At 65.0% G+C, this 25,263-nt stretch carries 19 protein-coding genes; 14 read left to right on the forward strand and 5 right to left on the reverse strand.

The window, feature by feature from the left end:
* Positions 1–93 precede the first annotated feature (93 nt).
* From fabF to HII33_RS01505, 6 genes are read left to right on the forward strand one after another with little or no spacing between them, the layout of a single operon-like run.
* Positions 94–1,317, forward strand: coding sequence for a beta-ketoacyl-ACP synthase II (gene fabF, locus HII33_RS01480; RefSeq protein WP_179394025.1), 1,224 nt, complete (start codon positions 94–96; stop codon positions 1,315–1,317).
* A gap of 4 nt (positions 1,318–1,321) precedes the next feature.
* Positions 1,322–1,741, forward strand: coding sequence for an acetyl-CoA carboxylase biotin carboxyl carrier protein (locus HII33_RS01485; protein WP_179394026.1), 420 nt, complete (start codon positions 1,322–1,324; stop codon positions 1,739–1,741).
* Positions 1,734–2,156 carry a 3-hydroxyacyl-ACP dehydratase FabZ gene (gene fabZ, locus HII33_RS01490; protein WP_179394027.1) on the forward strand — a complete coding sequence of 141 codons (423 nt, stop codon included), beginning with the start codon at positions 1,734–1,736 and terminating at the stop codon, positions 2,154–2,156. Before HII33_RS01485 ends, fabZ begins: the two co-directional genes overlap by 8 nt.
* Positions 2,157–2,167: 11 nt before the next feature.
* The gene (locus HII33_RS01495) at positions 2,168–3,544 is read left to right on the forward strand and encodes an acetyl-CoA carboxylase biotin carboxylase subunit (RefSeq protein WP_179394028.1); all 1,377 of its coding nucleotides are present in this window, start codon (positions 2,168–2,170) and stop codon (positions 3,542–3,544) included.
* Complete coding sequence (locus HII33_RS01500) at positions 3,534–4,361, forward strand: acetyl-CoA carboxylase carboxyltransferase subunit beta (protein WP_179394029.1); 828 nt, start codon at positions 3,534–3,536, stop codon at positions 4,359–4,361. Before HII33_RS01495 ends, HII33_RS01500 begins: the two co-directional genes overlap by 11 nt.
* Positions 4,358–5,119, forward strand: coding sequence for a carboxyl transferase domain-containing protein (locus HII33_RS01505; protein WP_179394030.1), 762 nt, complete (start codon positions 4,358–4,360; stop codon positions 5,117–5,119). Before HII33_RS01500 ends, HII33_RS01505 begins: the two co-directional genes overlap by 4 nt.
* Positions 5,120–5,170: 51 nt before the next feature.
* Here the strand turns inward: HII33_RS01505 and HII33_RS01510 are convergent, their stop codons facing one another.
* Both HII33_RS01510 and HII33_RS01515 read right to left on the reverse strand, forming a co-directional pair.
* Positions 5,171–7,564, reverse strand: coding sequence for a glycoside hydrolase family 3 C-terminal domain-containing protein (locus HII33_RS01510; protein WP_179394031.1), 2,394 nt, complete (start codon positions 7,562–7,564; stop codon positions 5,171–5,173).
* A gap of 64 nt (positions 7,565–7,628) precedes the next feature.
* Complete coding sequence (locus HII33_RS01515; protein WP_179394032.1) at positions 7,629–8,405, reverse strand: class II aldolase/adducin family protein; 777 nt, start codon at positions 8,403–8,405, stop codon at positions 7,629–7,631.
* A gap of 178 nt (positions 8,406–8,583) precedes the next feature.
* On the opposite strand from HII33_RS01515, the gene HII33_RS01520 reads away from it, so the two are divergent.
* The 7 genes from HII33_RS01520 (at position 8,584) to HII33_RS01550 (ending at position 19,609) form a co-directional block, all read left to right on the forward strand.
* Positions 8,584–9,339 carry a DeoR family transcriptional regulator gene (locus tag HII33_RS01520; protein ID WP_179394033.1) on the forward strand — a complete coding sequence of 252 codons (756 nt, stop codon included), beginning with the start codon at positions 8,584–8,586 and terminating at the stop codon, positions 9,337–9,339.
* Positions 9,340–9,578: 239 nt separating this feature from the next.
* Positions 9,579–11,366: an L-fucose isomerase gene (locus HII33_RS01525; protein ID WP_179394034.1), complete on the forward strand. Its 1,788-nt coding sequence runs from the start codon at positions 9,579–9,581 to the stop codon at positions 11,364–11,366.
* A gap of 46 nt (positions 11,367–11,412) precedes the next feature.
* Positions 11,413–12,933 (forward strand): rhamnulokinase, encoded by a 1,521-nt coding sequence (locus HII33_RS01530; RefSeq protein WP_179394035.1) that lies wholly within the window; start codon positions 11,413–11,415, stop codon positions 12,931–12,933.
* Between the two features lie 22 nt (positions 12,934–12,955).
* Positions 12,956–14,116 carry an alpha-L-fucosidase gene (locus HII33_RS01535; RefSeq protein ID WP_179394036.1) on the forward strand — a complete coding sequence of 387 codons (1,161 nt, stop codon included), beginning with the start codon at positions 12,956–12,958 and terminating at the stop codon, positions 14,114–14,116.
* The gene (locus HII33_RS01540; RefSeq protein WP_179394037.1) at positions 14,109–15,548 is read left to right on the forward strand and encodes an MFS transporter; all 1,440 of its coding nucleotides are present in this window, start codon (positions 14,109–14,111) and stop codon (positions 15,546–15,548) included. The genes HII33_RS01535 and HII33_RS01540 overlap by 8 nt, the downstream gene beginning before the upstream one ends.
* Positions 15,549–15,603: 55 nt before the next feature.
* The gene (locus HII33_RS01545) at positions 15,604–17,913 is read left to right on the forward strand and encodes an alpha/beta fold hydrolase (protein WP_179394038.1); all 2,310 of its coding nucleotides are present in this window, start codon (positions 15,604–15,606) and stop codon (positions 17,911–17,913) included.
* A gap of 373 nt (positions 17,914–18,286) precedes the next feature.
* Positions 18,287–19,609 (forward strand): LPXTG cell wall anchor domain-containing protein, encoded by a 1,323-nt coding sequence (locus tag HII33_RS01550; RefSeq protein ID WP_179394039.1) that lies wholly within the window; start codon positions 18,287–18,289, stop codon positions 19,607–19,609.
* Between the two features lie 107 nt (positions 19,610–19,716).
* On the opposite strand, the gene HII33_RS01555 is transcribed toward HII33_RS01550, so the two are convergent.
* On the reverse strand, positions 19,717–21,735 hold the full coding sequence (locus HII33_RS01555; RefSeq protein WP_179394040.1) for a coiled-coil domain-containing protein: 2,019 nt from the start codon (positions 21,733–21,735) through the stop codon (positions 19,717–19,719).
* Between the two features lie 368 nt (positions 21,736–22,103).
* Here HII33_RS01555 and HII33_RS01560 point away from each other — a divergent pair, with 368 nt between their 5' ends.
* The gene (locus tag HII33_RS01560; RefSeq protein WP_179394041.1) at positions 22,104–22,532 is read left to right on the forward strand and encodes an Hsp20/alpha crystallin family protein; all 429 of its coding nucleotides are present in this window, start codon (positions 22,104–22,106) and stop codon (positions 22,530–22,532) included.
* Between the two features lie 73 nt (positions 22,533–22,605).
* Here HII33_RS01560 and HII33_RS01565 read toward each other — a convergent pair whose 3' ends face one another.
* A complete protein-coding gene (locus HII33_RS01565; RefSeq protein ID WP_179394042.1) occupies positions 22,606–23,586 on the reverse strand; it encodes a hypothetical protein in 981 nt (326 codons plus the stop codon).
* Positions 23,576–25,060 (reverse strand): hypothetical protein, encoded by a 1,485-nt coding sequence (locus HII33_RS01570; protein ID WP_179394043.1) that lies wholly within the window; start codon positions 25,058–25,060, stop codon positions 23,576–23,578. The genes HII33_RS01565 and HII33_RS01570 overlap by 11 nt, the downstream gene beginning before the upstream one ends.
* Positions 25,061–25,263 lie beyond the last annotated feature (203 nt).

Raw genomic sequence — 25,263 nt, forward strand, 5'->3', positions numbered from 1 at the left:
GGCCACGATCGCGCAGCACGATCGCACCGCTAATGGCCATGCAGGCGCGCTTGCGGCGCCGGGTTAAGCGGGCACTTGAAAGGAGAGACGTCCATGAGACGAGTCGTCGTCACAGGGATGGGCACGGTCAACGCCTTAGGCAATGACGTGCCCACAACGATGCAGGCGGTGGCGGATGGCCGGATCGGGCTGGGCCCGATCACCAAGTTCGCCGCCGACGCCACAGGGATCCACGTGGCGGGAGAGGTCAAGGGCTTCGACCCGACACGGCGGATCGCGGCCAAGCTGGTCAAGCGCTTGGATCTGTTCACGCAATACGCCCTATACAGCGCCATCGAAGCGGCAGCGCAGGCGGCCCTGACGGCTGAGGCCGTCGACCCGGCGCGCCTTGCCGTGATCTACGGTTCCGGGATCGGCGGGCTGGGGACCATCCAGACGCAAGTCACGAAGATGAACGCCAAAGGGCCGAAGCGCGTCTCGCCGATGTTCGTACCGATGGCGATCATCAACATGGCGCCGGGCGTGATCGCCCAGCACTTCGGCGCGCACGGCGCCAGCTATGCCGTGGTCACGGCCTGCGCGTCGGGGACCAGCGCGATCGGTCAGGCGATGCAGCAGATCCGCAGCGGGGCCGCCGATATTGTGATCACCGGCGGTGCAGAGGCCTCGGTCAACCAGATCGGGATCGCGGGTTTCGCTGCCCTGACGGCGTTGTCACCGGCGGCGGACCCGACCCAGGCGAGCCTGCCGTTCGGGGTGCACCGCAGCGGGTTCGTGATGGGGGAAGGCGCCGGGACCCTGATCCTGGAGGACTACGACCACGCCATCAAGCGCGGGGCGCCGATCCTCGGCGAGGTCGCCGGCTACGGAACGACCAGCGACGCGTACCACATGACCGCGCCTGATCCGACCGGGACGCAGGCCGCCGCAGCGATGCGCTTGGCGCTGGCCGACGGTGGCTTAACGCCGGAAGCGGTCGGCTACATCAACGCCCATGGGACGGCGACACACGCCAACGACGAGATGGAGGCGCGCGCGATCGAGGCCGTATTCGGCGACCGACCGGTGCTGGTCAGCTCCACCAAGGCGCAGATCGGGCACTTGCTCGGGGCCGCCGGGGCGGTCGAGGCGATCGTGACCCTGCAGGCCATGGCTGCCGGTGTGCTGCCGCTCAACGCGGCCGCCGACACGCCGGACCCGGCGTGCGCCGTGCACTTGGTCACCGCAGCCAACCGGGCACAGACCTGCACCGCGGCGCTGAGCAATTCCTTCGGGTTCGGCGGCCATAACGCCGTCTTGGCGCTGAAGCGGGGGTGAGGGCATGGATGCAGAATTGATCAAGGCCCTGATGACCCAGCTGGAGGCGAGCTCGCTGTGCGAGCTCGAGCTCAGCCAAGGGGACGACCACCTGCGGCTCAAAAAAGCCGGCCCAACGGCACCGCCGGCCGCGGTCACGCCAGCCGCGCCGACACCGGCGCAGGCGGTGGACGCCGAAGCGACGATCACCGCGCCGCTGGTCGGGATCGTCTACCTGAGCGCCGAGCCCGGTGCGCCGGTGTTCAAGCAGGTCGGCGACCACGTGGCAGTCGGCGAAGTCGTGTGCATCATCGAGTCGATGAAAATGATGAACGAGATCCACAGTCACGTGAGCGGCACGATCAAGGCCGTCAACGTCGACAATGAGAGCCTGGTGGAGTACCACCAGCCGCTTTTCACCGTAGAGGAGGAACCTAATGCTTGAAGCAGATGAGATCATGCGGATCTTGCCGCATCGCTACCCGATGCTGATGGTCGACCGCGTGTTGACCCTGACCCCAGGGGAACAAGTGGTCGCGATCAAGAACGTCTCGGTCAACGAGGCGATCTTCCAGGGGCATTTTCCCGGCAACCCGACCTTTCCGGGGGTCTTGCAGCTGGAGGCGATGGCCCAAAGCGGGGCCATCGCCCTGCTGACGCTCCCGGCATTCAAGGGCAAGACCGCCTACTTAGGCGGGATCAAGAAGGCCAAGTTTCGCAAGATGGTGCGGCCCGGCGACACGCTGCGGCTGGAAGTGACGCTCGATAAGCTGATCGCCAACGCCGGCATCGGCCACGGCAAGGCGTATGTCGGCGACACGTTGGCCGCCAGTGCCGAGCTGACCTTCGCCATACAATAGGAAGTGATGGCATGTTTCAAAAAGTTCTAGTGGCCAACCGCGGTGAGATCGCCGTGCGCTTGATCCAGACGCTCAAGGAGCGCGGCATCACCAGCGTGGCGGTCTACTCTCAGGCTGACCGCGACGCCTTGCACGTCAAGCTGGCCGATGCCGCCGTCTGCATCGGCCCGGCCAAGGCGAGCGCCTCGTACCTGAATATGCAAAACATCGTCTCTGCCGCGGTCTTGACCGGGGCGGATGCGATCCACCCGGGCTTCGGCTTCCTCGCGGAGAACGCCGACTTCGCAGACCTCTGCGCCCGTGCGCATGTGGCCTTCATCGGGCCGCGGCCGGAGACGATCCGGCAGCTCGGCGATAAGGCGGTCGCGCGCCGCACCGTCGCCGCGCTCGGCGTCCCGGTGATCCCGGGGTCCGCCGAGCTGACCAGCTTGGGCGACGCCCAGGCTGCCGCGGCGACACTGGGTTACCCGGTAATGCTCAAGGCCGCGGCCGGCGGTGGGGGCAAGGGCATCCGGCTGATCGACTCGGAAGCGACGTTGATCAGCACGTTCGGGGCGGCGCAGGCCGAGGCGCAGGCGTCGTTCGGCGACCCCGCGATGTACCTGGAGAAAATCATCCGCCCGGCCAAGCACATCGAGGTGCAGGTGCTGGCGGATCGCCACGGGCACGTCTGGACGTTCCCGGAGCGCGACTGCTCGCTGCAGCGCCACAGTCAAAAAGTGCTGGAGGTCTCGCCGAGTCTGACGATGACCCCGCCGCAGCGCACGCAGGTCCAGCAGTTGGCGGCGACCATCGCCACCGGTGTGGGGTATGAGAACGCCGGCACCATCGAGTTTTTGCAAGACCGCGCCGGCGCGGTGTACTTCATGGAGATGAACACCCGCATCCAAGTCGAACACCCGGTCTCCGAGATGGTGACCGGGGTCGCGCTGCTGGCGCGGCAGATCGACGTGGCGGCCGGGGCAGACCTTGGCGTCAGCCAGGCCCTGGCACCGACCGGGGTCGCCATCGAGTGCCGGATCAACGCGGAGGATCCGGCCAACGGGTTCGCCCCGGCGGCCGGCACGCTGACGGCCGTGCGCTGGCCGCTGGGGGGCGCCGGCGTGCGCGTCGACCGCGGTGTGGACGCCGGCGATCTGATCAGCCCGTTCTACGATTCGATGATCGCCAAGCTGATCGCCCACGCTGAGACGGCCCCAGCCGCCTGGGCCAAGATGGCCCGCATGCTGGCGGAGCTGCAGATCCACGGCGTACGGACCACGCAGCGCATGCACCAGGCGCTGGTGCAGGACGCTCGCGTGCAGGCTGGCACCGCGACGACCGACTATCTGACCGAGACATGGCTTGCGCAGTGGCAGGCCGAAGGAGGGACCGACGATGAGCAATGAGAGCCAGTGGGCGGCCGACGCCTTGTCGCGCGAGGCCGCGCTGCCCAACGACTTGTGGCAGGCGTGCCCATACTGCCACAAGACGCAGTACAAGAAGCGCTTCGGCGCGCTGCGCGTATGCCCAGACTGCGGCTACGGCTTGCGGCTGGGCGTGACCGCGCGCATCGCGCAGCTGACCAGTCGCTTCGATCCGTGGGATCAAGACCTAGACCTGCCGAGCGCGCCGACCTTTCCCGGCTACGCCGAGAAGCGGGCGGCGGCGCAGGCCAGCAGTGGCCAGGTCGATAGCGTGGTCACCGGCCGGGCGCACATTGGCGGCCAGCGGTGCGCGCTGGGGGTCATGGCACCTGACTTCATGCTCGGTTCGCTCGGCCAAGTCGCTGGGACCAAGCTGACCCGCCTGTTCGACCGGGCGCGGGAAGCCCGCCTGCCGGTGGTGGTCCTGACCGCAAGCGGCGGCGCCCGGATGCAAGAGGGGATCCGCAGCTTGATGCAGATGGCCAAGGTCTCAAGCGCGGTGGCGGCACACAGCGCCGCTGGGCTACTGTATGTGACGGTCCTCACCGACCCGACGATGGGTGGGGTGACCGCGAGCTTTGCGATGCAAGGCGACGTGATCCTCGCCGAACCGCACACGATGGTCGGCTTTGCCGGGCGCCGCGTGATCGAAGCGACGATCAACCAGCAGCTGCCGGCAGAGTTCCAGCGGGCCGAAACGGTGCTGGCACAGGGCTTCATCGATGCGATCGTCCCACGAGCCGCGCTGCCGCAGACGATCGGCCACCTGCTGGCCTTGCATCAGGAGGTGGGCGCATGAGCGATGCGTTTGCAGTCGTTCAAGCGGCGCGTGCGCCGCGTCCGTACACCGTGCGCGGTCTGATCGACGGGCTCGTCGACGGGTTCGTCGAGCTGCACGGGGACCGCGGGTACGGCGACGACGCCGCGATCCTCGGGGGAATCGGGCAGCTCGCTGAGATGCCGGTGACCGTGATCGCAACAGTCAAGGGGGACACCCTGCAGGAGCGGCTCGCGACCCACTTCGGGGGCCCCGAGCCTTGGGGTTACCGCAAGGCCGAGCGCCTGATGCGCCAGGCGGCAAAGTTTCGCCGGCCGATCCTGACGCTGGTCAACACACCGGGGGCTTACCCCGGCCAGGAGGCGGAGGAGCTGGGCCAAGGGTCGGCGATCGCCTCACTGCTGACCACAGCCGCCACGCTCCCTGTCCCGATGATCGCCGTGATCATCGGCGAAGGTGGCTCCGGCGGGGCCTTGGCGCTGGCCGCTGGGGACCAGGTCTGGATGACGGATCAGGCGATGTACGCCGTGCTCTCGCCGGAGGGCTTCGCCTCGATCCTGTGGAAAGACGTCACCCGCGCACATGAGGCCGCAGACGTGATGGGCCTGACCCCGGACGCGCTGAAGGCCGCCGGCGTCGTTGAGCGCATCGTCCCGGACACCGGGCTGGCGCTGGCCGCTGACTTGAAGCAGGCGTTGATCCCGGCGTTCACGGCGCTGCGCCAGATGGCCCCGGCGGACTTGCTCGCCGCGCGGCGGGCGCGCTTTGCGCAGTTCTGACCTACACCAAACAGGGCGCATCCAGGAGATGCGCCCTGTTTGGTGTAGGTCTCAGTCCGACGACAGCGTGGTCAGCGCCGGCTTCTTGCCGTGGTTGGCCATGCGGACGAGGAAGTCGACCATGGAGAGCTTGAGGCTGCCGCCGCTTTGCTGGGCGAGGCGGATGATCGGCGTGTCCCAGACGATCGTGGCGAGGAACTGGCCTTCAGGCGACTGAGGGTCGGCCCCCGCTTTTTTCTGCATGTTGGCGATGACAACCTCGGCCACCTTGCGCGCGATGAACGAGTAGCGCGCAAGGTCGCGCGGCACGCTCAGGCGGGAAAAATCGCCGGGGCGCGGCGCGGTCGCTGGCTTGGGCTGGATCCCGCTGAGCGCGGTGAAGGCAGTCAGCGGTGGCTGGCCGCTCGGGGCCTGGTACCACGCCGGCGCGTCGACGCGAAAGGCCGGGGCGTCGACGGTCAGCGGCAGGGTGGCGACGAGGTCGCGGCTGCTGGTCCCGATGGCGACCTGCCACGCCCCACCGGCCAGCGTGAACTGCTGGTTGGCCTCATCCCAGCGCGAGAAGGCGCGGGCGGGCAGTGTCAGGGTGACGGCCTGCTGCTCACCTGGCTCGAGCCAGACCTTCTGGAAGGCGGCAAGTTGCCTGAGCGGCGTCAACTGGGCTTGATCCTCGGGCCCGACGTAGACCTGCACGACTTCTGCGCCGCGCACCGAGCCGGTGTTATGAACCGTCAGGGTGACTGTGACAGCGCGGTCGCGGACGGTGAGGCGCGCCTGCTCGAGCTGGGTATCGGCGAGCGTGAAGTGGGTGTAGCTGAGGCCGTGGCCGAAGGGGAACGCGACGGGCTGGTTCGCCTTGTCGTAGTACCGGTAGCCAACATAGAGGCTCTCGGCGTACGGAACGGTCACCGGGTCCTCACCGAACAGCGCGCTGGACGGCACGTCGGCGTAGCGCAGCGGGTAGGTCTCCGCCAGCTTACCGGACGGGTTGGCCTGACCGAACAGCAGGCGCGCAGCGGCGTCGCCGACAGACTCGCCGCCGAGAAACAGGTTCAAGATCGCCTGGGCGTCCGCCGCCCAATCGGTGGTGACGACCGAGCCTGAATTCAGCAGGACCACGACGTTCGGGTTTGCGCTGGCGACGGCGTGGAGGAGCGCGACTTGGTCGGCCGGCAGGGCCATGCTCGTGCGGTCCAACCCCTCGGCCTCTGCGGTGTCGGGCAGGCCGAGGACGACGATCACGTCATCCGCGGCGCGGGCGACTTGGACCGCCTTGGCGACCAGGGCCGGGTCGGCTTCACCGGACAAGGCGTAGCCCGGCGCGTACAGGGCGTCGTGCCCCGCGGCTTTCAGGCCGGCGCGGATCGAGGTACTCTGCGGGGTGGTGATGTGCGAGGAGCCGGCGCCTTGAATGCGCGTCTGGTCTGCCAGCGTCCCGATCAGGGCCAGCGGGCGCCCGGGGTGCAGGGGCAAGCGGCCGGTGTTCTTCATCAGCACCGCGGACTGCTCCTCGATGGTCTGCGCCAAGGCGGCGTGTGCGACGAGCAGGTCGCCCATGGCCGCAGGCGCGGCGGGGCGCTCCCGGTCGGCGATCGCCGCGATCGCGCTCACGGCCCGGGTGAGCCGGGCCCGGTCGAGCGTGCCGGCGCGCAAGGCGGCCAACGCCGGGCGGTCGAACAGGTGACCGGAGCTCGGCATCTCCAAGTCGTTGCCGGCGTTCAGGCTGGCGGCCTTATCGTTCAAGGCGCCCCAGTCGCTCACGACCGCGCCCTTGAAGCCCCACTGGCCGCGCAGCACCGTGTTGAGCAGGTACTCGTGGTCGGTCATGTAGGTGCCGTTGACCAAGTTGTAGGCGGTCATCACCGTCTCCGGCTGGCTGGCCGTGACCGCCAGGCGAAAGGCTTCCAGGTAGAGCTCGTGCAGTGCGGTCGCATCGATCAGCGAGTCCGAGCGCAGGCGCGCGGTCTCCTGGCTGTTGCCGGCAAAATGCTTGAGCGAGGCGCCGACCCCGTGCGATTGCAAGCCGTTGATCCACGCGGCGCCGAGCGTTCCCGCCAGCACGGGGTCCTCCGAGAAATACTCGAAGTTGCGGCCGCCCAGCGGGTTGCGCTTGATGTTGACCCCGGGTCCGAGGACCACGTCGACCCCCATGGCACGCGCCTCATCCGCGATCGCTTCTCCCATCTGCGTGAGCAGCGCCGGGTCCCAGCTGCTGGCCGAGGCGCTGGCGGTCGGGAAGGCCGTCGCCATTGCGGCGTCGTTGATCCCCAGGTGGTCGGCGGCCTGCGCCTGGTAGCGCAGCCCGTGCGGCCCGTCACTCATCTGAATGGCCGGGATCCCGCCTAAGGCTTCGGTCCGCCAGAAGTCGCGGCCGGAAGTCAGCTTGATGGCGTCCTCATCGGACAGCTCGCGGCGATGGGCGCCGCTTCCAATGATAATGGTCATGATCGATTTCCTCCAGTTCGCCAAGCGCTGGTCGGCGTTGGGGCGAACACATCTGATGGGTGGGTCAGTGGTTGAACTTCATATCGTCGAGCTTGATGTCGACCGGTGTCGGGAACGGCTCGGGCCGCGCGGTGACCGGGATCCCTGGGATCGCGATCGGTGGCACGCTGGCCAGGTCGGCCTGGTAGTCCTCGCCGCAGGAGCGGTAATCCGCCAGCAGGCCGAGCTTGATGAACAGGGTCTGCTGGTAGGCGATGCGTGCGTTCCACTCGACGGTCTCCATGATCCGGACCGCGATGTGCAGATCGGTCGCGGTGATCAAGATCCCGTGGCTGTCGAGCAGGAAAATGTTCTCCATTGCGCGGTCTTTGATCGCGATCAAGGCGTCATGGACCGTCGTGGCAAGCGCCTGGCTCGTCGCTGGTGCGAACGGCAGGACGCGGATGCGCCCGAGCTCGCGGGTCGCTTCGGTGACGTTAGGCATCTCGAGCCCGCTGGTGGCCCAGAACATCGACTCCGGGGCGTGGGAGTGGTAGACACACCGGATCCCGGGGTGCGCGGCGTACGCGCCTTCGTGCATGTTGATCTCGCGGGTGACTTCGCCGACCCCGTCGACTTTCTCACCGGTGAGAAAGTCGACCACGATGATCTGCGCCGGGTGCAGTTCGGAGTAGAACGTCTCCGCCATGAACGTCGGGGTGATCAGGATATAGGGGTGACCCTCTTGGTCAAAGACCTTCACCGACATGTTACCCCCGGCGGTATTGGTGTCTTTGCGGTCGAACATTACACGGACGGTATGGGCGAGATCTTCTCGTTCGCTTTGAAACATCATCTTCATGCTATTTTCCTCCATCCTCTTTTAGCGTTATTATAACTGAGAGGGGGATTTGTTAGCGTTCTTACGCTCGTCTTGGGACTTCGTCAGATAAGATCGCTAAACTTCTTCTTAATCATTCAAGATTCATCATCTCAGCAGCCCGCGCACCACGACCGAAGTGAACGAGGGGGAATGACCAGTGTTTAAAAACGACCGTTACAACAAGATCCTCGAGATCCTTGAGAAGAAGAAAGTCGTCTCACCCGCCTACCTGCAAGGGGAGCTCTACGCCAGCGGGTCGACGCTGCGACGCGACCTGATCGCCCTGGAGAAAATGGGCCGGATCACGCGCAAGTTTGGCGAAGTGGCACTCATCAAGCCGAATAACGTCGAGCTGTCCTACCTGTTTCGCGAGCAGGAACACGAGCAGGAGAAAAAAGACATTGCCAGGATCGCCAGCACCTTCCTCGGTGACAACCAGGCGATCTTCATCGATTCGAGCACCACGGCGTCGTTCCTGGCGCCGCACCTCAGCGTGCTGCGCAACACCATCGTCGTGACCAACGGGTTGCGCATCGCCGTCTCACTGGACGGCCTGCGCCAGGTCAAGACCTTCCTGGCCGGGGGCCGCTTGCGCGCCGGTTCGGGGTCGATCCTGGGCGACGACGCGCTGGACTTCATCGGGAACTTCCGCGCGGACCTCGCGTTCTTATCGTGCTCCGGCATCACTGAGGACGGCGTCTTCATGGCCAGCCAGGAGCAGGCGACGATCAAGCGCAAGATGATGCACCTGTCCGACCAGGTCGTGCTGCTGTGCGACCACTCTAAGTTCAATACGAAGGGCTACTTCAAACTCTCCGATCCGTCGCGGATCACCGCGCTGATCACGGATGAGGCCGCGGATAAGCGGCTGATCTCTAGCTGGGAACAGCAGGGTGTTGAGGTGCTCAACTGATCGCATCAGCGGCTCTTGCGTCGAGCCGGGGGGCGACACACGCCACGACCGGCATCGACCGACCGTGGCGTGTTTGCGTTCAGGCAACCGCTACCAAAAGAATATTTTTGGCGGACCATGCGTGAATTTTTTGAATAAATTGAATATTCGCCAACAATAATCATATTTGTTCAGTTTAAGTCTAAAAGCTGGTAACATCAAGAAACAGAAAGCGTTTTCCCTTAAAGGAGGAAATCAGAATGTTGGACATGACTTTTCCGAAGATCGGCATTCGGCCGACGATCGATGGCCGCCGGCACGGTATCCGCGAGTCACTAGAGGACCAGACGATGCAGATGGCGCAAGCCGTGGCCAAGCTGCTCGAGCGCACGCTGCGCTACCCGGACGGGACGCCGGTGCAGACCGTGATCGCCGACTCGACCATCGGCGGCGTCGCAGAGGCGGCGCGTGCTAAGGCCAAGTTCGACCGCGCCGGGATCTGTGGCACGATCACCGTCACGCCGTGCTGGTGTTACGGCAGCGAGACGATGGACATGAGCCCCGACCTGCCGCACGCGATCTGGGGTTTCAACGGAACGGAGCGCCCGGGCGCCGTCTACCTGGCGGCAGTGCTAGCCGCGCATGCGCAAAAAGGCATCCCGGCCTTCGGGATCTACGGCCACGACGTGCAAGACGCTGACGCCACCGCGATCCCGGCGGATGTGGCGACCAAGCTGATCCGCTTCGCCAAGGGGGCGCTGGCCACCGGGTTGATGCACAATAAGTCATACTTATCCATCGGCGGCGTCGCGATGGGGATCGCCGGGTCGACTGTCGATCCAGACTTTTTCCAGGATTACCTGGGGATGCGCACCGAGTACGTGGACATGTCCGAACTCACGCGGCGCATCGACGAGCACATCTACGACGAGGCGGAATTCCAGCAGGCGCTGGCCTGGGCGCACGAGAAGACGCCGATCGGCCCAGATCTCTACAACGCGGACAATCCGTTGCAGTTCGATGACGCGGCCAAAGAGGAACAATTGCAGGCCAGCATCAAGATGCTGATGATCACGCGGGACCTGATGCTCGGCAACCCGCGCCTCGCCGAGCTGGGCTTTGCCGAAGAGGCGGAGGGCCACTTCGCGCTCGCCGGTGGGTTCCAGGGGCAGCGCCAGTGGACCGACCACTTCCCGAACGGCGACTACATGGAGGCGCTGATCAACTCGCAGTTCGACTGGACCGGCAAGCACGCGCCGCAGATCCTGGCGACCGAGAACGACAGCCTGAACGGCGCGACGATGCTCTTCAGCTACCTGCTGACGAACACGCCGCAGATCTTCGTCGACGTGCGCACCTTCTGGAGCCCCGCGGCCGTCGAACGGGTGACCGGTGAGCGGCTGACAGGCCTGGGCCAAGACGGCTTCTTGCACCTCAGCAACTCCGGGGCCCAGACGCTCGACGCGACCGGCCAGGAGACCGAAGACGGGCACCCGGCGATCAAGCCGTTCTGGGCGCTCAGCGACGCTGAAGTCGAGGCGAACCTGGCGCACACGCGCTGGATCCCGGCCAACACCGGCTACTTCCGCGGCGGCGGCTTTTCCAGCAACTACGTCACGACCGGTGGCGACCAGGGCATGCCGGTGACGATGAGCCGCCTGAACCTGGTCAAGGGCCTCGGCCCGGTGTTGCAGATCGCCGAAGGGTACGCCATCGACCTGCCGGACCACGTGTTCGACACGATCAACCAGCGGACCGATCCGGGCTGGCCGTCCACCTTCTTCGTGCCGCGTCTGACCGGTAGTGGCGCCTTCAAGTCAGTGTACGACGTGATGGATAACTGGGGCGCTAACCACGGCGGCGTCTCATATGGGCACATCGGGGCAGACCTGATCACCCTGGCGGCGATGCTCCGCATTCCGGTGAACATGCACAACGTCCCCGAAGACCAACTGTTCCGGCCGCGGGCCTGGCAGTTGCACGGCACGGCGAACGCTGAGGCTGCAGACTTCGCGGCGTGCAAGACATTCGGCCCGCTGTACCGGTGAGCGGGCAGCGATCAGCGCCAGACGCAGTTAAGGGAGGGCAACAGCGATGACACCGAAACATCTGATTGCGATCGACCTCGGGGCCAGCTCGGGACGCCTGATCTCGGGGACCTTCGACGGGCGGACGCTGACGACCGCGCCACAGTTTCGCTTCAGCAACCAGCCGGTCGAACAAAACGGCCGGCGTTACTGGGACGTCTTGAAGCTCTATCAGGAGATCAAGTACGGCCTGAACCTCGCCAGCCAGGCCCTCGGCCGGCTGGACAGCCTGGCGGTCGACACCTGGGGCGTGGATTACGGCCTCGTCTCCGCGCGCGACGAGCTCCTGATGGCGCCGCACAGCTACCGGGACACCCGCGCCGTGCCGTACGCCCAGCAGTTCGAGGCCAAGCTGCCCGCTGCGACGCAGTTCGCCCAGACCGGCAACTTCCCGGCGGCGATCAACTCGAACCTGCAGCTGTTCGCCGACCTTCAGCGCCACCCCTTCCTGAGCGACGCGGTCGCACAGGTGCTCTTCATGCCAGGGCTGGTGAGCTGGTTCTTGAGCGGCCAGGCCGTCAACGAGTACACGATCGCCTCGACTAGTGGCCTGCTCAACGCGACCACACGGCAGTGGGACCACGCGCTGATGGCTGAGCTGGGCATCCCGCACCAGTGGTTCACACCGGTCAGCCTGGGTGGGGTCGACCTCGGGCCGATCCTACCAGAGATCGCCCAGGAGCGGCAGCTCAACCCCGACTTGCGGGTGATCGCAGGGGCGGGGCACGACACCGCGGCCGCGCTGCTCGGGCTTCCGATCGATCCGGCGGCGCGCGAAGACGTCGCCTTCATCAGCTCGGGGACGTGGTCGATCGTCGGGCGGCAGACTGCCCGACCGGTCTTGTCCGGCGCGGCCTTCGACCATGGCCTGACCAACGAAGGGACCTTCGACGGCGGCAACCGCCTGTTGAAGAACGTCACGGGGCTGTGGATCGTGCAGCAGCTGCAGGCCGAGTGGTCGTACCAAGGGGCCGTGGTGACCTACGCCGAGATGGCGGCCGAAGCGGCCGCGGTCAGCGACAACCACAGCTACATCGACCCCAACGACCCCTGGTTCAGTGAACCGGGCCAGATGGTGCAGCGGATCACGGACTACCTCGACTTGACCCAACAGGCCCGGCCGCGCTCGCGCGGCCACCTGTTGCGGATCGTGTACGAGAGCCTCGCCTTGGCCTACCGCCAGACGCTCGATCAACTCGCGGCGGCGACCGGCAAGCCGATCCAGGTGGTGCACCTGTTCGGCGGGGGGATCCAGAACCAACTGCTCGTGCAGCTGACCGCCGACTTCACGCAGCGCGAGATCGTCGCGGGACCGGTGGAGGCGAGCGTGATGGGGAACCTGGTGAGCCAGCTTCTTGTCGAGGCCCACTTGGATCCAGCTGAAGCGGTGGCGGTCCTTCGCGCCTCGTTCACGGTCGAGCGCGTGCAGCCCGCGACCGACGACCCGCACACTGCGGTCGCCGCCTTTGCGGCACTCGCACGCCCCGACACCACCCCGACACCACCCCGGCACCGCGCCATTGACTAAACAATAGATAGGACGGGTAAACATGATCAAAAACAAACGTGACCAACTGCCAGACTGGTTCAAGCAGGCCGACCTCGGTATCTTCATTCACTGGGGGGTCTACTCGGTCCCGGCGTACGCACCGGTCGAATCGGATGACTTCGACACGATCTCGCGTAACGAGAACGACGCCTACCTTTTCAAGCACTCCCCGTACTCGGAGTGGTACGCCAACTCGCTGAGGATCCCGGGGTCAGACGTCGCGGAGTTCCACGCGAAACACTACCCGGGCAAGCGCTACGAGCGCGATTTTGCCAACGAGTTCAAGCAGACCGCCAAGAACGTCGACCCGGAGCAGTGGGTGACCAGCTTCAAGAAGGCGGGCGCCAAGTATGTGGTGCTGGTCTCCAAGCATCACGATGGCTTCCAGCTCTATGATTCCAAGGTGCTCAACCCCTTCGCCCCCGAGTACCACCTGGACTTCGACTTCGTCGGCCAGCTGGCGGCGGCCTGCCGTGCGCAGGGGCTGAAGTTCGGCGTCTACTATTCCTCGCTGTTGGATTGGACCTTCACCGAGAAGCCGGTCCGGCTCCTGGCTGACATGCTGCTGGGCAACAACAACAAGCCGGTGTACACCGACTACGCCCTCAACCAGTGGAAAGAGATCATCGACCGCTACCACCCGGACCTGCTCTGGAGCGATATCGGTTACCCGGCAGATGACCGGATCGAGGACCTGTTCGCCTACTACTATAACGCCGTGCCGGATGGCATCATCAACGACCGCTGGAACCAGTACCCGAACTTCCTGCGCAACCCGGTGGGCCGCTGGGCGTTCGAGCGGGCAGCCCGCTACGTGACGAAGAAGCCGAACCCGTCCAAGAAGCTGATGGCCGCCAAGTACTACGACTACCGCACGACGGAATACACGCTCGACGTGGATCCGGAGGACAACTGGTTCGAGATGTGCCGCGGCATGGACCGGTCGTTCGGCTATAACCAGTATTCCCCGCAAAGCAACTACGTGACGGCGGCCGCTGTGCGCGAGATGCTCGCGAAGCTGGTGCCGATGCGCGGCCGCCTGCTGCTCAACGTCGGCCCGGACAAGAACGGGCAGATCCCTGAGTTCCAACAGGCGATCCTCGACGACCTTGCGACTACCGCCACTACTCAAGCCACGACTGGAGGCGATCAACTTGGCTAAGCCAGGTGTCGTGCCACCCGCTGAATCGACTGCCGCACCGGTGACTACGCGCTCGGAACGGCTCTCTTACTGGATCTATTACCTGGGCCAGGCGATGGCGTACGTCGTCTTGATGGGGTTCTCGACCAGTTACCTGATGATGATCGGCGTCAACCTGGGCGCCGTGGCCACCGCCATGTTCGTCGCCAAGCTCTGGGACGTGTTTGCCGACGCGATCTTCGGCGTCTTGTATGACAAAGTCAAATGGAAGAGCGGCAACAAGTCGATCCCGTGGCTGCGGCTCGCCAGCTTCACCGTCCCGGTCACCACGGTGCTCCTGTTCCTGATCCCGTCCGGCGTGAGCCCGGCCTTCAAGCTTGTCTGGTTCGTGGTCGCCTACATCCTGTGGGACACCAGCTACACGATGAGCGACGTGCCGATCTACGCGATGGTCACCAGCATGACCAACCAGGTCAACGAACGCAACCAGATCCTGTCGATGGCGCGCCTGTTCGCGCTCGGGGGCTCCTTCGTGGTCTCGGTGATCGCGCCGCTGTTGCTGAGTGAAAAAGTGGGGATGAGCTTCTCCAGCATGGCGCTGGTGATCTCAGCGCTGGTCCTGGTCACGATGTTCCCTGTCTCCGTCTTCGGCAAGGAGCGGATCAAGGTGCGCAGCGGCGAAAGCACGCACTACGCCTTCAAGGACATCCTCGCATACCTGAAGCACAACAAGTTCCTAGTTCTCTACTACCTGGGCTACCTGTTCTGGGGGATCTCCGCGACGGACACGGTCACCAGCCTGTTCACCGCGTACTACCTGTTCGGCACCGCCGCCTTTGCGACCGTCGCGACGCTGGTCGTCGCGCTGCCGACCATCATCATCTCCCCGTTCATGGGCCGGATCCTGCAGCGGATCGATAAGTTCAAGCTGTACTTCTGGAGCATGGTCGGCTTGGCCGCCATGAGCTATGTGATGTTCGCCGTTGGGTACCACAACACCACGCTGTACCTGCTGGTCTTGGTCATTCGCGCCATCCCGCTGGGCATCGTCGGGGTGCTCGGGTTGACTTTCACCCCGGACATCGTCGAGTACGGGCTGTACAAGACCCACATTGACGCGCGCGGGATCGCGTTTGCCTTCCAGTCTTTCGTCGCCAAGCTGAGCTCCATGAACTCACCGCTGGGGCTGTTCCTGCTGAGCCTGTTCGGCTGGAAGACCGTCGAGGCAGCCAACTTCGCGGAGCTCGCGCGCAAAGGCGTTGAGCAAAGCGCCGGGGCGCTCGGCGGGCTGTGGGCGACCAATGCGCTGGTCCCAGCGATCGGGTGCACCCTGGCCGTGATCCCGCTTCTGTTCTACAAACTCAACGACCATGACGTTCAGCTGATGGCGAAGTACAACTCCGGCGAGCTCGACCTCGAGGCCGCCAACCGCCAGATGACGCACAAATACTGATCCGGCCAGGCGCCGGGCAGTCACCACCAAATTAACCCTTGAGGAGTGGCGTAACGTGAATAAGAAGATCCGTAATTTTGGCCTGACCCTGGTCGCCGCCTTGACCCTGGGCGGCTACGTGAGCCCGGCCGTCGTGACCAGCGCCCAAGCGGCGACCATCGAGCGGCTCCCGGACCTCACCAAGTCCCCGAGCACGACGCAGGTGCAACAAGCCCTCGACGAGTTCGACGCGCAGTCCGGCGACCGCTCTGTCTCCGACTTACAAAAACAGATCGGCAACGCCTTGTTCAACCTGATCTTCAAGCAGGGGAGCCTGCAAGCCTTCCAGCGGACCCTGGATGACCTGGGCCTCGGCGGGCTGGTCGGCGGGCTGATGCCGGCCGCGAGCACGACCGCGATGAGCCCGGAGTACGCCGCCGTGCAGGCGGAGTTCAAGGCCTTTGAGGCCGGTACGACCAACTGGCTGGCGTCGGTCCCCAAGAAGCGCGACCTGACGATCGACTACAACGACGCCTACGGGCAGGGGAAGTTGCACGCGACCTACGTGCCGAATCCCACCCCGACCAAGAAGACGATGATCGTGGTGCACGGTTACCTCGCCTCCGGGGTCGAAAGCGCGCTGTGGGGCAAGCTGGCCGCCGACCTGGGCTACAACCTGCTGCTGCCGGATCAGCGCAGCCACGGTCAGTCTAGCGGGGACTACGTTGATTTTGGCTACTACGCCCGCTACGACTTGGTCAAGTGGGTCAAGGCCGTCGACCGGCTCAACGGGCCGGACTCCGCGGTCGTCTTGTACGGCAATTCGATGGGCTCCGGCGCGATCACGCAGGCCGCCGGGATGGCGGACCTGCCACGCTCGGTCAAGGGCATCGTCGCCGAGGCGGGCTTCGCCGATGTGCGCGAGCTGTTCACCAACTACACGGACAACCTGATCACCTACCTGCGTGAGCTGGGCCAGTCTTGGGGGCTGCTCGCGCCGGTCTACCAGTTCGGCTTGAGCAAGCTGCTGGAGGTCTTCGACACCCAGAAGCTGCTCAACGTCATCAGCACGCTGGTCCGCCAGCATGAGGGGATGGCGCTGGAGGCGATCTCGCCGAAGGCCACCCTGGCCGCCGAGCGGCCGGAGTTGAGCATGCTGTTCATCGACACGGAAGACGATTCGCTGATCCCGTACGAGCACACCGTGACCAACTACCAGGCGGCCGCGGCCCAGGACAAGAAGCTCTGGCTGCTGCCGGGGACGCTGGGTGGGCACACGTCGGCGATCCAGGACTACCGGCTGTTCAAGCGCCAGATGCAGCAGTTCACCACCCGCGTGATGGCGGGCAAGGTCATGTCGCGCGACGGGCTGCGCTTCCAGGAATTGTTCGCGCAGGCGCAGACGGTCAACCGCAACCTGTTCACCAACGCCCAGCTGGCCACCCGCGACGCGGCGCTGCGTCAAGTGCAGACTGACTCGCTGGCCGCCCAGCCGGATTACCCGGCGCTGATCGCCCGGCTGCAGACCATGCGGCGCACCGATCCCGTCGCCCCGATGCGCCTCAGCGCACCGGTGGCCTTGACCAACGCGACACGCTTTGCCGCGCTCAGCAAGGGGGACCTCGGCACCGTGCAAGTCGGCGACTACTCGACTTTCTACGTCGACGCGCCGGTCGCCGGCGACTACGAGCTGACTTTCGACTTCCAGACGCGGGATCTGATCACCATTCCGGGCACCGTGCTGGACAACAGCCTGACACTGAACCAGATCAAGACGGTGTACGGCAAGAACACGCCGACCCCGTTGGCCCGCTTCGATCTGCCGCAGACCTTCCAGCAGAAGGCGCAGATGAAAAAGACGATCCACCTCGCCAAGGGCCGCGCCGTGCTCCAGCTGGCCAGCCAGACCGACAAGCTCTGGCTGAACAACGTGACGCTGCGGCCGGCCCCGGCGGACCGCGCCGTCCGCCTGCCGGCAACGCCGCAAGGCACCGTCAGCTTTGCCGCCGCGTCGTTCTCGGCGGCGGCCGACGGGGGCTACTTCGCCCTTCAAGGCGACAAGATCGGCTACACCGGCCGAAGCGGCGGGCAGTTCCAGTACACCCTGGCAGCGGCACCGGCGGGCAGTTACACCGTGCAGTTCCAGTATGCGACGCCTAACCTCAACGCGAAGCTCCGCCTGGCGCTCGTTGATGCGACCCAGCAGGTGATCGCGACGACCGAGGTGCAGGCCTCGCAGAACAACTGGTTCGGCCTGTTCGACCGGATAACCACCAGCCCGGCGGCCAAGCTGACCATCACCGATCCGGCGCGGGTCAAGTACCTGCGCGTGATCAACCAGGGCGACTCGCTCGTCTTGGGCCAGTTCACCATCACACATGATTAGCACGACCGGGAGGGGCAAGCGCCCCTCCTTTTTGTCGTTATCATAATCGTGCAAAAAATATCAGATAAAATAACGAATCGTACGGAATCGTCCCACGAATAGGTCGGCAGGTGCACGCGTGGGACAAACCCGGTAAGTTAGGGCGGTTAGGCGATGCCAGTGTCGAGGGGTCAAAACCGAGACTTCTCACACCGCTTTTTTACCACACGCTAAAATAACATTTTTTGCAACGAGTTTTTACAAAATATGACTTAAAATCTAGCGGATCTGCATGGTAAAGTTGAGGGGTTAAACGTTCTGTCTGCGGCAGCGCGCAGTTGGGTGCCGACGCTGCCGGGGACTGGTTGGACACAGAGGAAGGTAGAGGGATATTATGACGAAAAAGTTGACATTGGGCTACGTACTGATGGCTGGGGCCGTCCTGGCGACACTGGCGGGCCAGCCACAAGCAGGCGTGCACGCATCGGAACAGGCGCCGGCCACCGCGACGAGCGCAGACGCGACGCCGCAGGCCAGTGAGGCGAGCGCTACGGCGACGACCAGCACGGTCCCTGCCGGTCAGACGGTCAAGACGACCGGGACGACGGACACCATCAGCCCCGCCGATGCGGACACGACCGACTACAAGAACGTCGGGGAGAACGCGAAGGTGATGGTCTCCCAGCAGTATGACGACGACGGGAACAAGCTCGACACCTACAAGGCCACCGCGGTGAACCGCGACGCCTTTATCGGCGACGATGCCCCAGACAGCAACGAAGGGGTGACCCTGCTGGATGCGGCGACGATCATGGACGGCGACACCACGCACTACGCGGAATACGTCAATGGCGCGTGGCAGGTCAACGGCCTGACCATGAACGGCGGCCAAAAAGTGGCCGGCCGCGAAAGCTTCGACGTGGATGTGACCGCCGTGCTCAACGGCAGCGAGATCACCCACGATTTCACCCTGGCGGATGGCGTCAAGGTCCAGGTCGGCAAGACCGAACACGACCAGGCGCTGAACGACAAGTACGGCAACACCATGGTCACCGGGACCTATCTGACCGTCTCCGTGTACGGGGAAAACACCTTCGACGACAACTGGCAGGGTCGCGTCGGTGAGCCTGACACCATCGGCCAGATGGGCACCGGGTTCGTGAACGTACCGTTCACCTTCCACTACTACACCGCAGCGGGTGAGCTGATGACCGGGACCCTGAACTTCGTGAATGGGGCCAAGGTGACCGCGCCGACAGACACGGACACGGATAAGGGCACGACCACCCCGGATCCGGATACGGACAAGGGCACGACCACCCCGGATCCGGATACGGACAAGGGCACGACCACCCCGGATCCAGACACGGATAAGGGCACGACCACCCCGGACCCAGACACGGATAAGGGCACGACCACCCCGGATCCAGATACGGACAAGGGCACGACGACGCCAGATCCTGACGCCGACAAGGGCACGACCACCCCGGCGCCGAAGCAAGACGCCCCGCAACCGGCCACCGATCCGAAGACCCCAGCCAAGGCGCCTGCGCCGAAGACCGTGACCAAGGCCGCGGCGACCAAGACGGCCAAGGCGATCGACCAAAAGGCTGCGCTGCCGCAAACCGGCGAGGCGAGCTCCAGCATGGCCCTGCTCGGGCTGTCGCTGCTGGCCCTGCTCGGCATGGGCGAGGTCGTACGCAAGCGCAAGGCCTAATCAAGACGAACACGGACCGTCCACGCGTTGGGCGGTTTTTTTGATCCGTCGACCGCCCAAAAAACGCCACCCGGCTCTGCGGGTGGCGTGAGGGTAGTCGGTCGCGGTTATTCGGCCGCCGGGGCCAGGGTCGGGTCCTGGGTCTTCGCCGCGGCGGCGTGGCGCGCCTGGGCGATGAAGCCACCGAGAATGGTGAAGACTGCGGTGGTCAGCACGACGCCGGCGAGCACCAGCGGGTTCAGGGTCACGGTGAGCGCGCCGCCGCTCAAGTTCTTGATCACCGACGGGACGATCAGCATCAGTGCGCCGGTCGTCAAGGCGCTGGCGCCGGTGAGGAGCCCACCGGTCAGCCAGGTCAAGCGGCGCAGCGCAGCCGCGACTTCACCGCGCGGCTTGTCCTTGACCCCGCCGAGGACGCTGAACAAGGCGGCGGTCACGCTGATCAAGCCGAGGAGCGCGAAGCCGAACCACGGCCATGCCGGGGCGCTGGTGGTCAGTACCGGGGCGACGGCGCGCCCGGCCTTGGGCTTTGTGATGGTGGTGCCGAGCGTCGTCAGCACGCTTTCCGCCTGCGCCAACTGTTTTTGGCCCGCGCGGAGCTGCTTGGTCGCGTCGGCCTTGCCGCTCACGTACAAGGCGTGGTTCTTGTCCCACTCGGCTTGCCCGGCGTCGACTTGCGCCTTCTGGGTCGTGTAGGTCTGGACCCCGGCCTGATAGGACTTCTCACCCTGCTGGAACTGGGCGAGGCCCGCCTGGTAGGCCGTCTCGTTGCGGTCGTACTCCGCCTGGCCGGTGAGGTACTGCTGCAGGCCATCGGCGTACTGTGCCCGCCCGTTGTAGTACTGGGCGGACTGGGTCGCGAACTCCTGGCGCCCGGCTTGCAGCGTCTTGGCGCCGGCTGCGAGGGCTTGCTCGCCGGCGGCCACCTGGCGTTGGCCGGCCTCATAGGCCGCGATCTGGGCCTCGCCGTCTTTGATCTGGGTCGCCAGCGACTGCTTCAGTTCGCTGAAGGTGGCCGTGAATTCGGCGCTGCCGAGAACCTTGGCGAGCGCGTCGGCCTTGGCCAGCCGCTGACTCAGCGTCGCTTCCGGCAGGGCGACCACGGTGGTCAGCGCGCTCAGGTCAGCCTGAGGGGCGAAGGTCTTGACCTGTGGCAAAAAGCCTTGGAGCTGCGCGGCCACCGGCAGGATCGCCTGCGTGACCGCGTCTAACCCCTGGCTGACCGCCGTGCCGGCCTGGTTGAAGCTCTGGATCACCGTTGGCTGGACTGCGGCGGTGACCTGCGCGGTCGTCGCGTCGATGACTTCCGTTGGGGTGCCATCAGGCAGGGCCGGCATGTTCGCCGCGACGGCCTGCTGCGTCAGGCCGGCATACAGTGGGGCGATGTCCGCCGCCACCGCGTCTTGCTTGGCCGTGGCCAGCGCCGTGGCCCGGGTGGCGAACTGGGCCCAGGTCGTCAGCCCGTCGAACAGCGGGGCAGCGTCGCCGAGCTGCGGACCGACCGTCTGGCGCGGGTCCTTCATCGCGGCGACCAGCTGCGGGAGCTGATCGCTGAGCTTGGCCAGGGCCGCCTGGGCCTGCTTGCCCTGCGCGATCGTCTGTCGGCCCGTCGCGACGGCCGCGGCGTTGGCGGCCAGCTGCGCTTTGCCGGCGTTCAGCTCCGCCTGCTTAGTCGCCAGGGTCTTGGCGCCGTCCGCCAGCTGCTGGCGGCCCGCCTCAAGCTGTGGGGCGGCGTCATCGAGCTGCTGCTTAGCGTCCGCCAGCTGACCCGCAGCGGCGTCGAGCGCCTGCTTGCCCGCGTCGAGCTGCACCGAGGCGTCCGCTAACGGGCCGCGGTTGGCGTCGAGCTGCTGCTTGCCGGTCGCGAGCTGGATCTTGGCTTCGGCCAGCTGCTGGTGGTAGCCGGTCAGCTGGTCGGCACCGTCGTCGAGTTGCTGTTTGGCCGAGCTGAGTTGCTTGGCGGCCGCCGCCTTGCCCTTGACGTAGGTGACATAGCCCTTCTTGTACTGCGCACTGGTCTGGTCGACCACCGTGCCCACCGCGGTCGTCGCCGTGACGGCGCCGGATGCGGCGGCCACCAGCAAGGCGCCCAATAGCGTGCGGGTCCCAAATGTATACTTTGACACCACTTATTCCTCCTTCGTTCGGTCCACTATAAAAATAACAAAATAATATCGTGTGTTTATCGTAAGCGCTACCAAAACTGATTTGAAGCCCTTTGTGCGAAGTTGGCATTTCGCCGTTTTTTGGTCATTATGCCGTCACAGATCGCCACAGTCCGCCATGGCGGTCGAGATAAAAAAACCTTTAGCACTCGCTTGACAAGAGTGCTAAAGGTGACTATCATGTATTATGTAAACAAGGAAAGAGTCACCGCCGGGCGAGCGGCAAACTTGCCCGCAGGCGCCGGACCTTGTTAGCATGAGTGTGGATCGAACCTGTCGCACTGTCAGGCGTCTCGCACGCTGAATCTATTTTTTGGGAGGAATTTATGATGGCGAATGATTTGATGAATCGTAATGACTGGTTGGCAGACCCGTTCTTCGATATGGGTCGGCGCTTCAATGAGTTCTTTGCCCCGGACAGCCAGGCCAAGGTGCTCAAGACCGACATCAAGGAAACCGAGTCGAGCTACGTCGCCAAGGTCGACGTGCCAGGGATCGCCAAGGACGCGATCAAGCTGAACTACCAAGACAACGTGCTGTCCATCAGCGTCAAGAAGGACGACTTTACCGACCACGCCGATCAGCAAGGCAACGTCTTGATGAGCGAGCGGCACTACGGCGCGATGAGCCGCAGCTACCGCCTGCCCAACGTCGATGAAGGCAACATCAAGGCCGCATACGCAGACGGCGTGCTGACCGTGACCCTGCCGAAGCTGACCGAGCAGCCGAAGAATCCCCACACGATCGAGATCGACTGATCGCTGACCGTTGATCATGACAACACCGCACCGACGCCTCATTTGAGGGGCACCGGTGCGGTGTTTTTGGCGTCTAATCGCGGCGCAGGCCGTAGTTGATCTTTCCTGCTAGGCTGATGAAGTACTCGGCCAGCTGGGTGGCCGCGGTCGGGTCGGCGGGGCCGAGCCCGAAGGCGATCTGCGGGTTCAAGATCGCCCGCGGGGCCAGCTTCTCTGTCGGCGTGTGCTTGGCGCGCTTCTTGGTCGCCGGCATGGTCTGGGTCAAGGCGCGCAGCGGCGTCTGGCCGAACGCCACCGGCGGATCCGCCTCGGGGGCCGGCGTGAGCGCTGGCAGCGCAGCCTTGGCCGGCGCGCTGGGTTCAGGCGGCGCCGCTGGGGCGGCCGGGGCCGCTGGCGTGCTGGCGACTGGCGCGGATGACGATGCGGCACTGGCGCTGCTGGCCGTCGCGGGCGTGCTGCTGGCGGCCGCCGGGGCGACCAAGCGGATGGTGAAGGTCGCTGGGGTGGCGGTGAAGGTCGCCGGGGTCAGCGTGTCGTTGGCCTGCACCTGGTAGCCGGCAGTCGTGTAGGCGAGCAGGACGTTGCCAACGTTGAAGGCGATCGCCGTACCGACGGTGCCGGTGTAGTGCTGCTGGGCCAGCAGGGCGCCAGTCTCATCGACGATGTTCAGCGTGGCGCGGCCGGTCTGGGTCGCGCTCGACTCGCTGGTCGCCTTGGGCTGCACGCGGATCGTCAGGGTCTGCTCGGCCGCCGTCAGGGTGTAGGACACCGCGATCGGCTGATCGGCGCTGCGGACGTAGCCATTCGGCGCGACGACGGCGAATGTGCCGGTGTTGCCGATCTGACCGGTCAGCGTGCTGACGGCGACCAGTGCGTTGTTGTCCGCCACGTTGACGTATTGGATCGTCAGCGTGGCCGCCGCGGCGACGGCATCCGGCTGCGGCGCGGCGTGGACAGGGGCGCCTGGCGTCGCGAAGTGCAGCGCCATCAAGGAGCCGGCGATCACCGCCGTCGTGGTCCCGACTTGGCGGAGCTTATGGCCGTCAAGCGTCATGGGGGGCACCCTCTTTCTTGAACAGGCGCGAGGTCTTGGCCTGCCGGATCATCAGGATCATGTCGGCGAGCTGGGACCAGTCGTTCGGCGTCGGCGGGTTCTGCCAGATTACCTGCGCGGCCCGGACTCCGGTTGCACGAAAATCCGAGATATAGATGTCCGTTTTGGCCGTGGCGGTGGTCTGGATCACGAGGTGGGCCTGGGTGAAGGCGTTGAGCGTCGTGATGATGTAGTCCGTGTACAGCGGACCCTGGGAGAAGTCGACACAGACGTAGACCTGGTCGTTCATCATCTGCGGCGGGATCGCCGAGATCAGTGCGAACATGTAGCTGAAATACAGGTTCGTCGCCATCGTCGTGGTCAGGGGCAGGGCGGTCGTGTGGCCGATCGTCTGGATGAACTGCACGAGCACGATGTCGAAGCCGGGGTACAGCTCGCGGAAGAAGGTCACCGCCTCTGGGTCGATGAAGGTCGTCGGCTCGATGAAGAAGGTGGTGAACTGCAGGTGCAGGTGGTACAGGGTCTCGCGCAGCTCGGTCTGATCCAGCGCTTGCGTGGCGAACAGGCCGCCTTGTTCGCTGAGCGCGGCCATCAGTGAGTCGGTCAGGGTGGTCGCCTGGGGGAAGGCCGCGGCCAAGCACGGCGCGTCCGGCAGCGGCAGGTAGCCCTGCGCGATCAGGAACAAGTAGAGGTAATCCAGCTCCGTCGCGCTGACGGGGATGGTGCTGGCCAGCACGGCCCCGCAGGCCCGCTGCAGCGTCTGGCCGGTCGGTGTGACCAGCGTGGGGTCCAGCAACGGGGCTTGGAAGGTCTCTGAATTCTGGACCCGCAAGAGCCACAGCTTCATGAACAGGCGCAGCTTGGTGGTCTGTGTCGGCTTGAGCGTGCCCAGCAGCGGCCCGATCGCCGTGAACAGGCGGTCGACCAGCGCGTCGAGCTCGGGGAACGCCGGGGCGACCCCGGCGTACATCGTGTAGTAGAGCTCGAACAGGCTCAAGCGGGTGGTGAACTCGGGATCGGTGACGCTGCCGGTCGGGGTGAAAAAGCCGGCTGCTTCCAGGTCTGTGTTCAGCTTGGCGGCCACGCTGTAGAAGGCCGGTGTGGAGATCGACTGGCGCTTGATATACTCGCGCCGCGTCATCTGGTTGCTGTAGAAGAAGTGGTATTCGAGCACCAAAAACGCGCTGGCGCGGTGCAGATACGTCAGCGCCAGCTGCTGTAGCGTGTAAGTGGTGATGTTGTTGGCGCGCCAAAACCCGCGAGTGCTTTCATCCAGATATGCCGGCACCGGCGGGTCGAGCGCCTTGAGGTCGAGGTTGATCATCTCGAAGGCCTTATTGATCTGATACGCCGTCAAGTCCCACTGCTCGCTCAGCGTGCGCTTGTCGAGCGCGACCGTCGCGCGCTGAAGGATCGACCGCAAGATCGCGTAGTGGCGCTGGTCGTCCTTATCGAAGAGAAAACTGTAATTCATCTGCACCGCTCCCGTGTCGTGTTGTCTGTTCCCATTATACCTGGTCTTTGCAGATTAATGGTCCCGATTTTGACCCCATCGGTGTCTGCGTTTATTGACCGATCAGCAAAAAACGCAGACACTGGCCGGCCGCGATCAGGCCAACGCGGGGGCGCCTTGCTTCGGTTCGGCTTCGCCTCACGCCGCAGGAATAGCGGCACGGG

The sequence above is a fragment of the Lacticaseibacillus absianus genome (assembly GCF_013407595.1).
Taxonomy (GTDB): Bacteria; Bacillota; Bacilli; order Lactobacillales; family Lactobacillaceae; genus Lacticaseibacillus; species Lacticaseibacillus absianus.

Coding starts and splice junctions, on each gene's coding strand:
- fabF (WP_179394025.1), top strand. CDS start 94: ATGAGACGAGTCGTCGTCACAGGGATGGGCACGGTCAACGCCTTAGGC.
- HII33_RS01485 (WP_179394026.1), top strand. CDS start 1,322: ATGGATGCAGAATTGATCAAGGCCCTGATGACCCAGCTGGAGGCGAGC.
- fabZ (WP_179394027.1), top strand. CDS start 1,734: ATGCTTGAAGCAGATGAGATCATGCGGATCTTGCCGCATCGCTACCCG.
- HII33_RS01495 (WP_179394028.1), top strand. CDS start 2,168: ATGTTTCAAAAAGTTCTAGTGGCCAACCGCGGTGAGATCGCCGTGCGC.
- HII33_RS01500 (WP_179394029.1), top strand. CDS start 3,534: ATGAGCAATGAGAGCCAGTGGGCGGCCGACGCCTTGTCGCGCGAGGCC.
- HII33_RS01505 (WP_179394030.1), top strand. CDS start 4,358: ATGAGCGATGCGTTTGCAGTCGTTCAAGCGGCGCGTGCGCCGCGTCCG.
- HII33_RS01510 (WP_179394031.1), bottom strand. CDS start 7,564: ATGACCATTATCATTGGAAGCGGCGCCCATCGCCGCGAGCTGTCCGAT.
- HII33_RS01515 (WP_179394032.1), bottom strand. CDS start 8,405: ATGAAGATGATGTTTCAAAGCGAACGAGAAGATCTCGCCCATACCGTC.
- HII33_RS01525 (WP_179394034.1), top strand. CDS start 9,579: ATGTTGGACATGACTTTTCCGAAGATCGGCATTCGGCCGACGATCGAT.
- HII33_RS01530 (WP_179394035.1), top strand. CDS start 11,413: ATGACACCGAAACATCTGATTGCGATCGACCTCGGGGCCAGCTCGGGA.
- HII33_RS01535 (WP_179394036.1), top strand. CDS start 12,956: ATGATCAAAAACAAACGTGACCAACTGCCAGACTGGTTCAAGCAGGCC.
- HII33_RS01550 (WP_179394039.1), top strand. CDS start 18,287: ATGACGAAAAAGTTGACATTGGGCTACGTACTGATGGCTGGGGCCGTC.
- HII33_RS01560 (WP_179394041.1), top strand. CDS start 22,104: ATGGCGAATGATTTGATGAATCGTAATGACTGGTTGGCAGACCCGTTC.
- HII33_RS01565 (WP_179394042.1), bottom strand. CDS start 23,586: ATGACGCTTGACGGCCATAAGCTCCGCCAAGTCGGGACCACGACGGCG.
- HII33_RS01570 (WP_179394043.1), bottom strand. CDS start 25,060: ATGAATTACAGTTTTCTCTTCGATAAGGACGACCAGCGCCACTACGCG.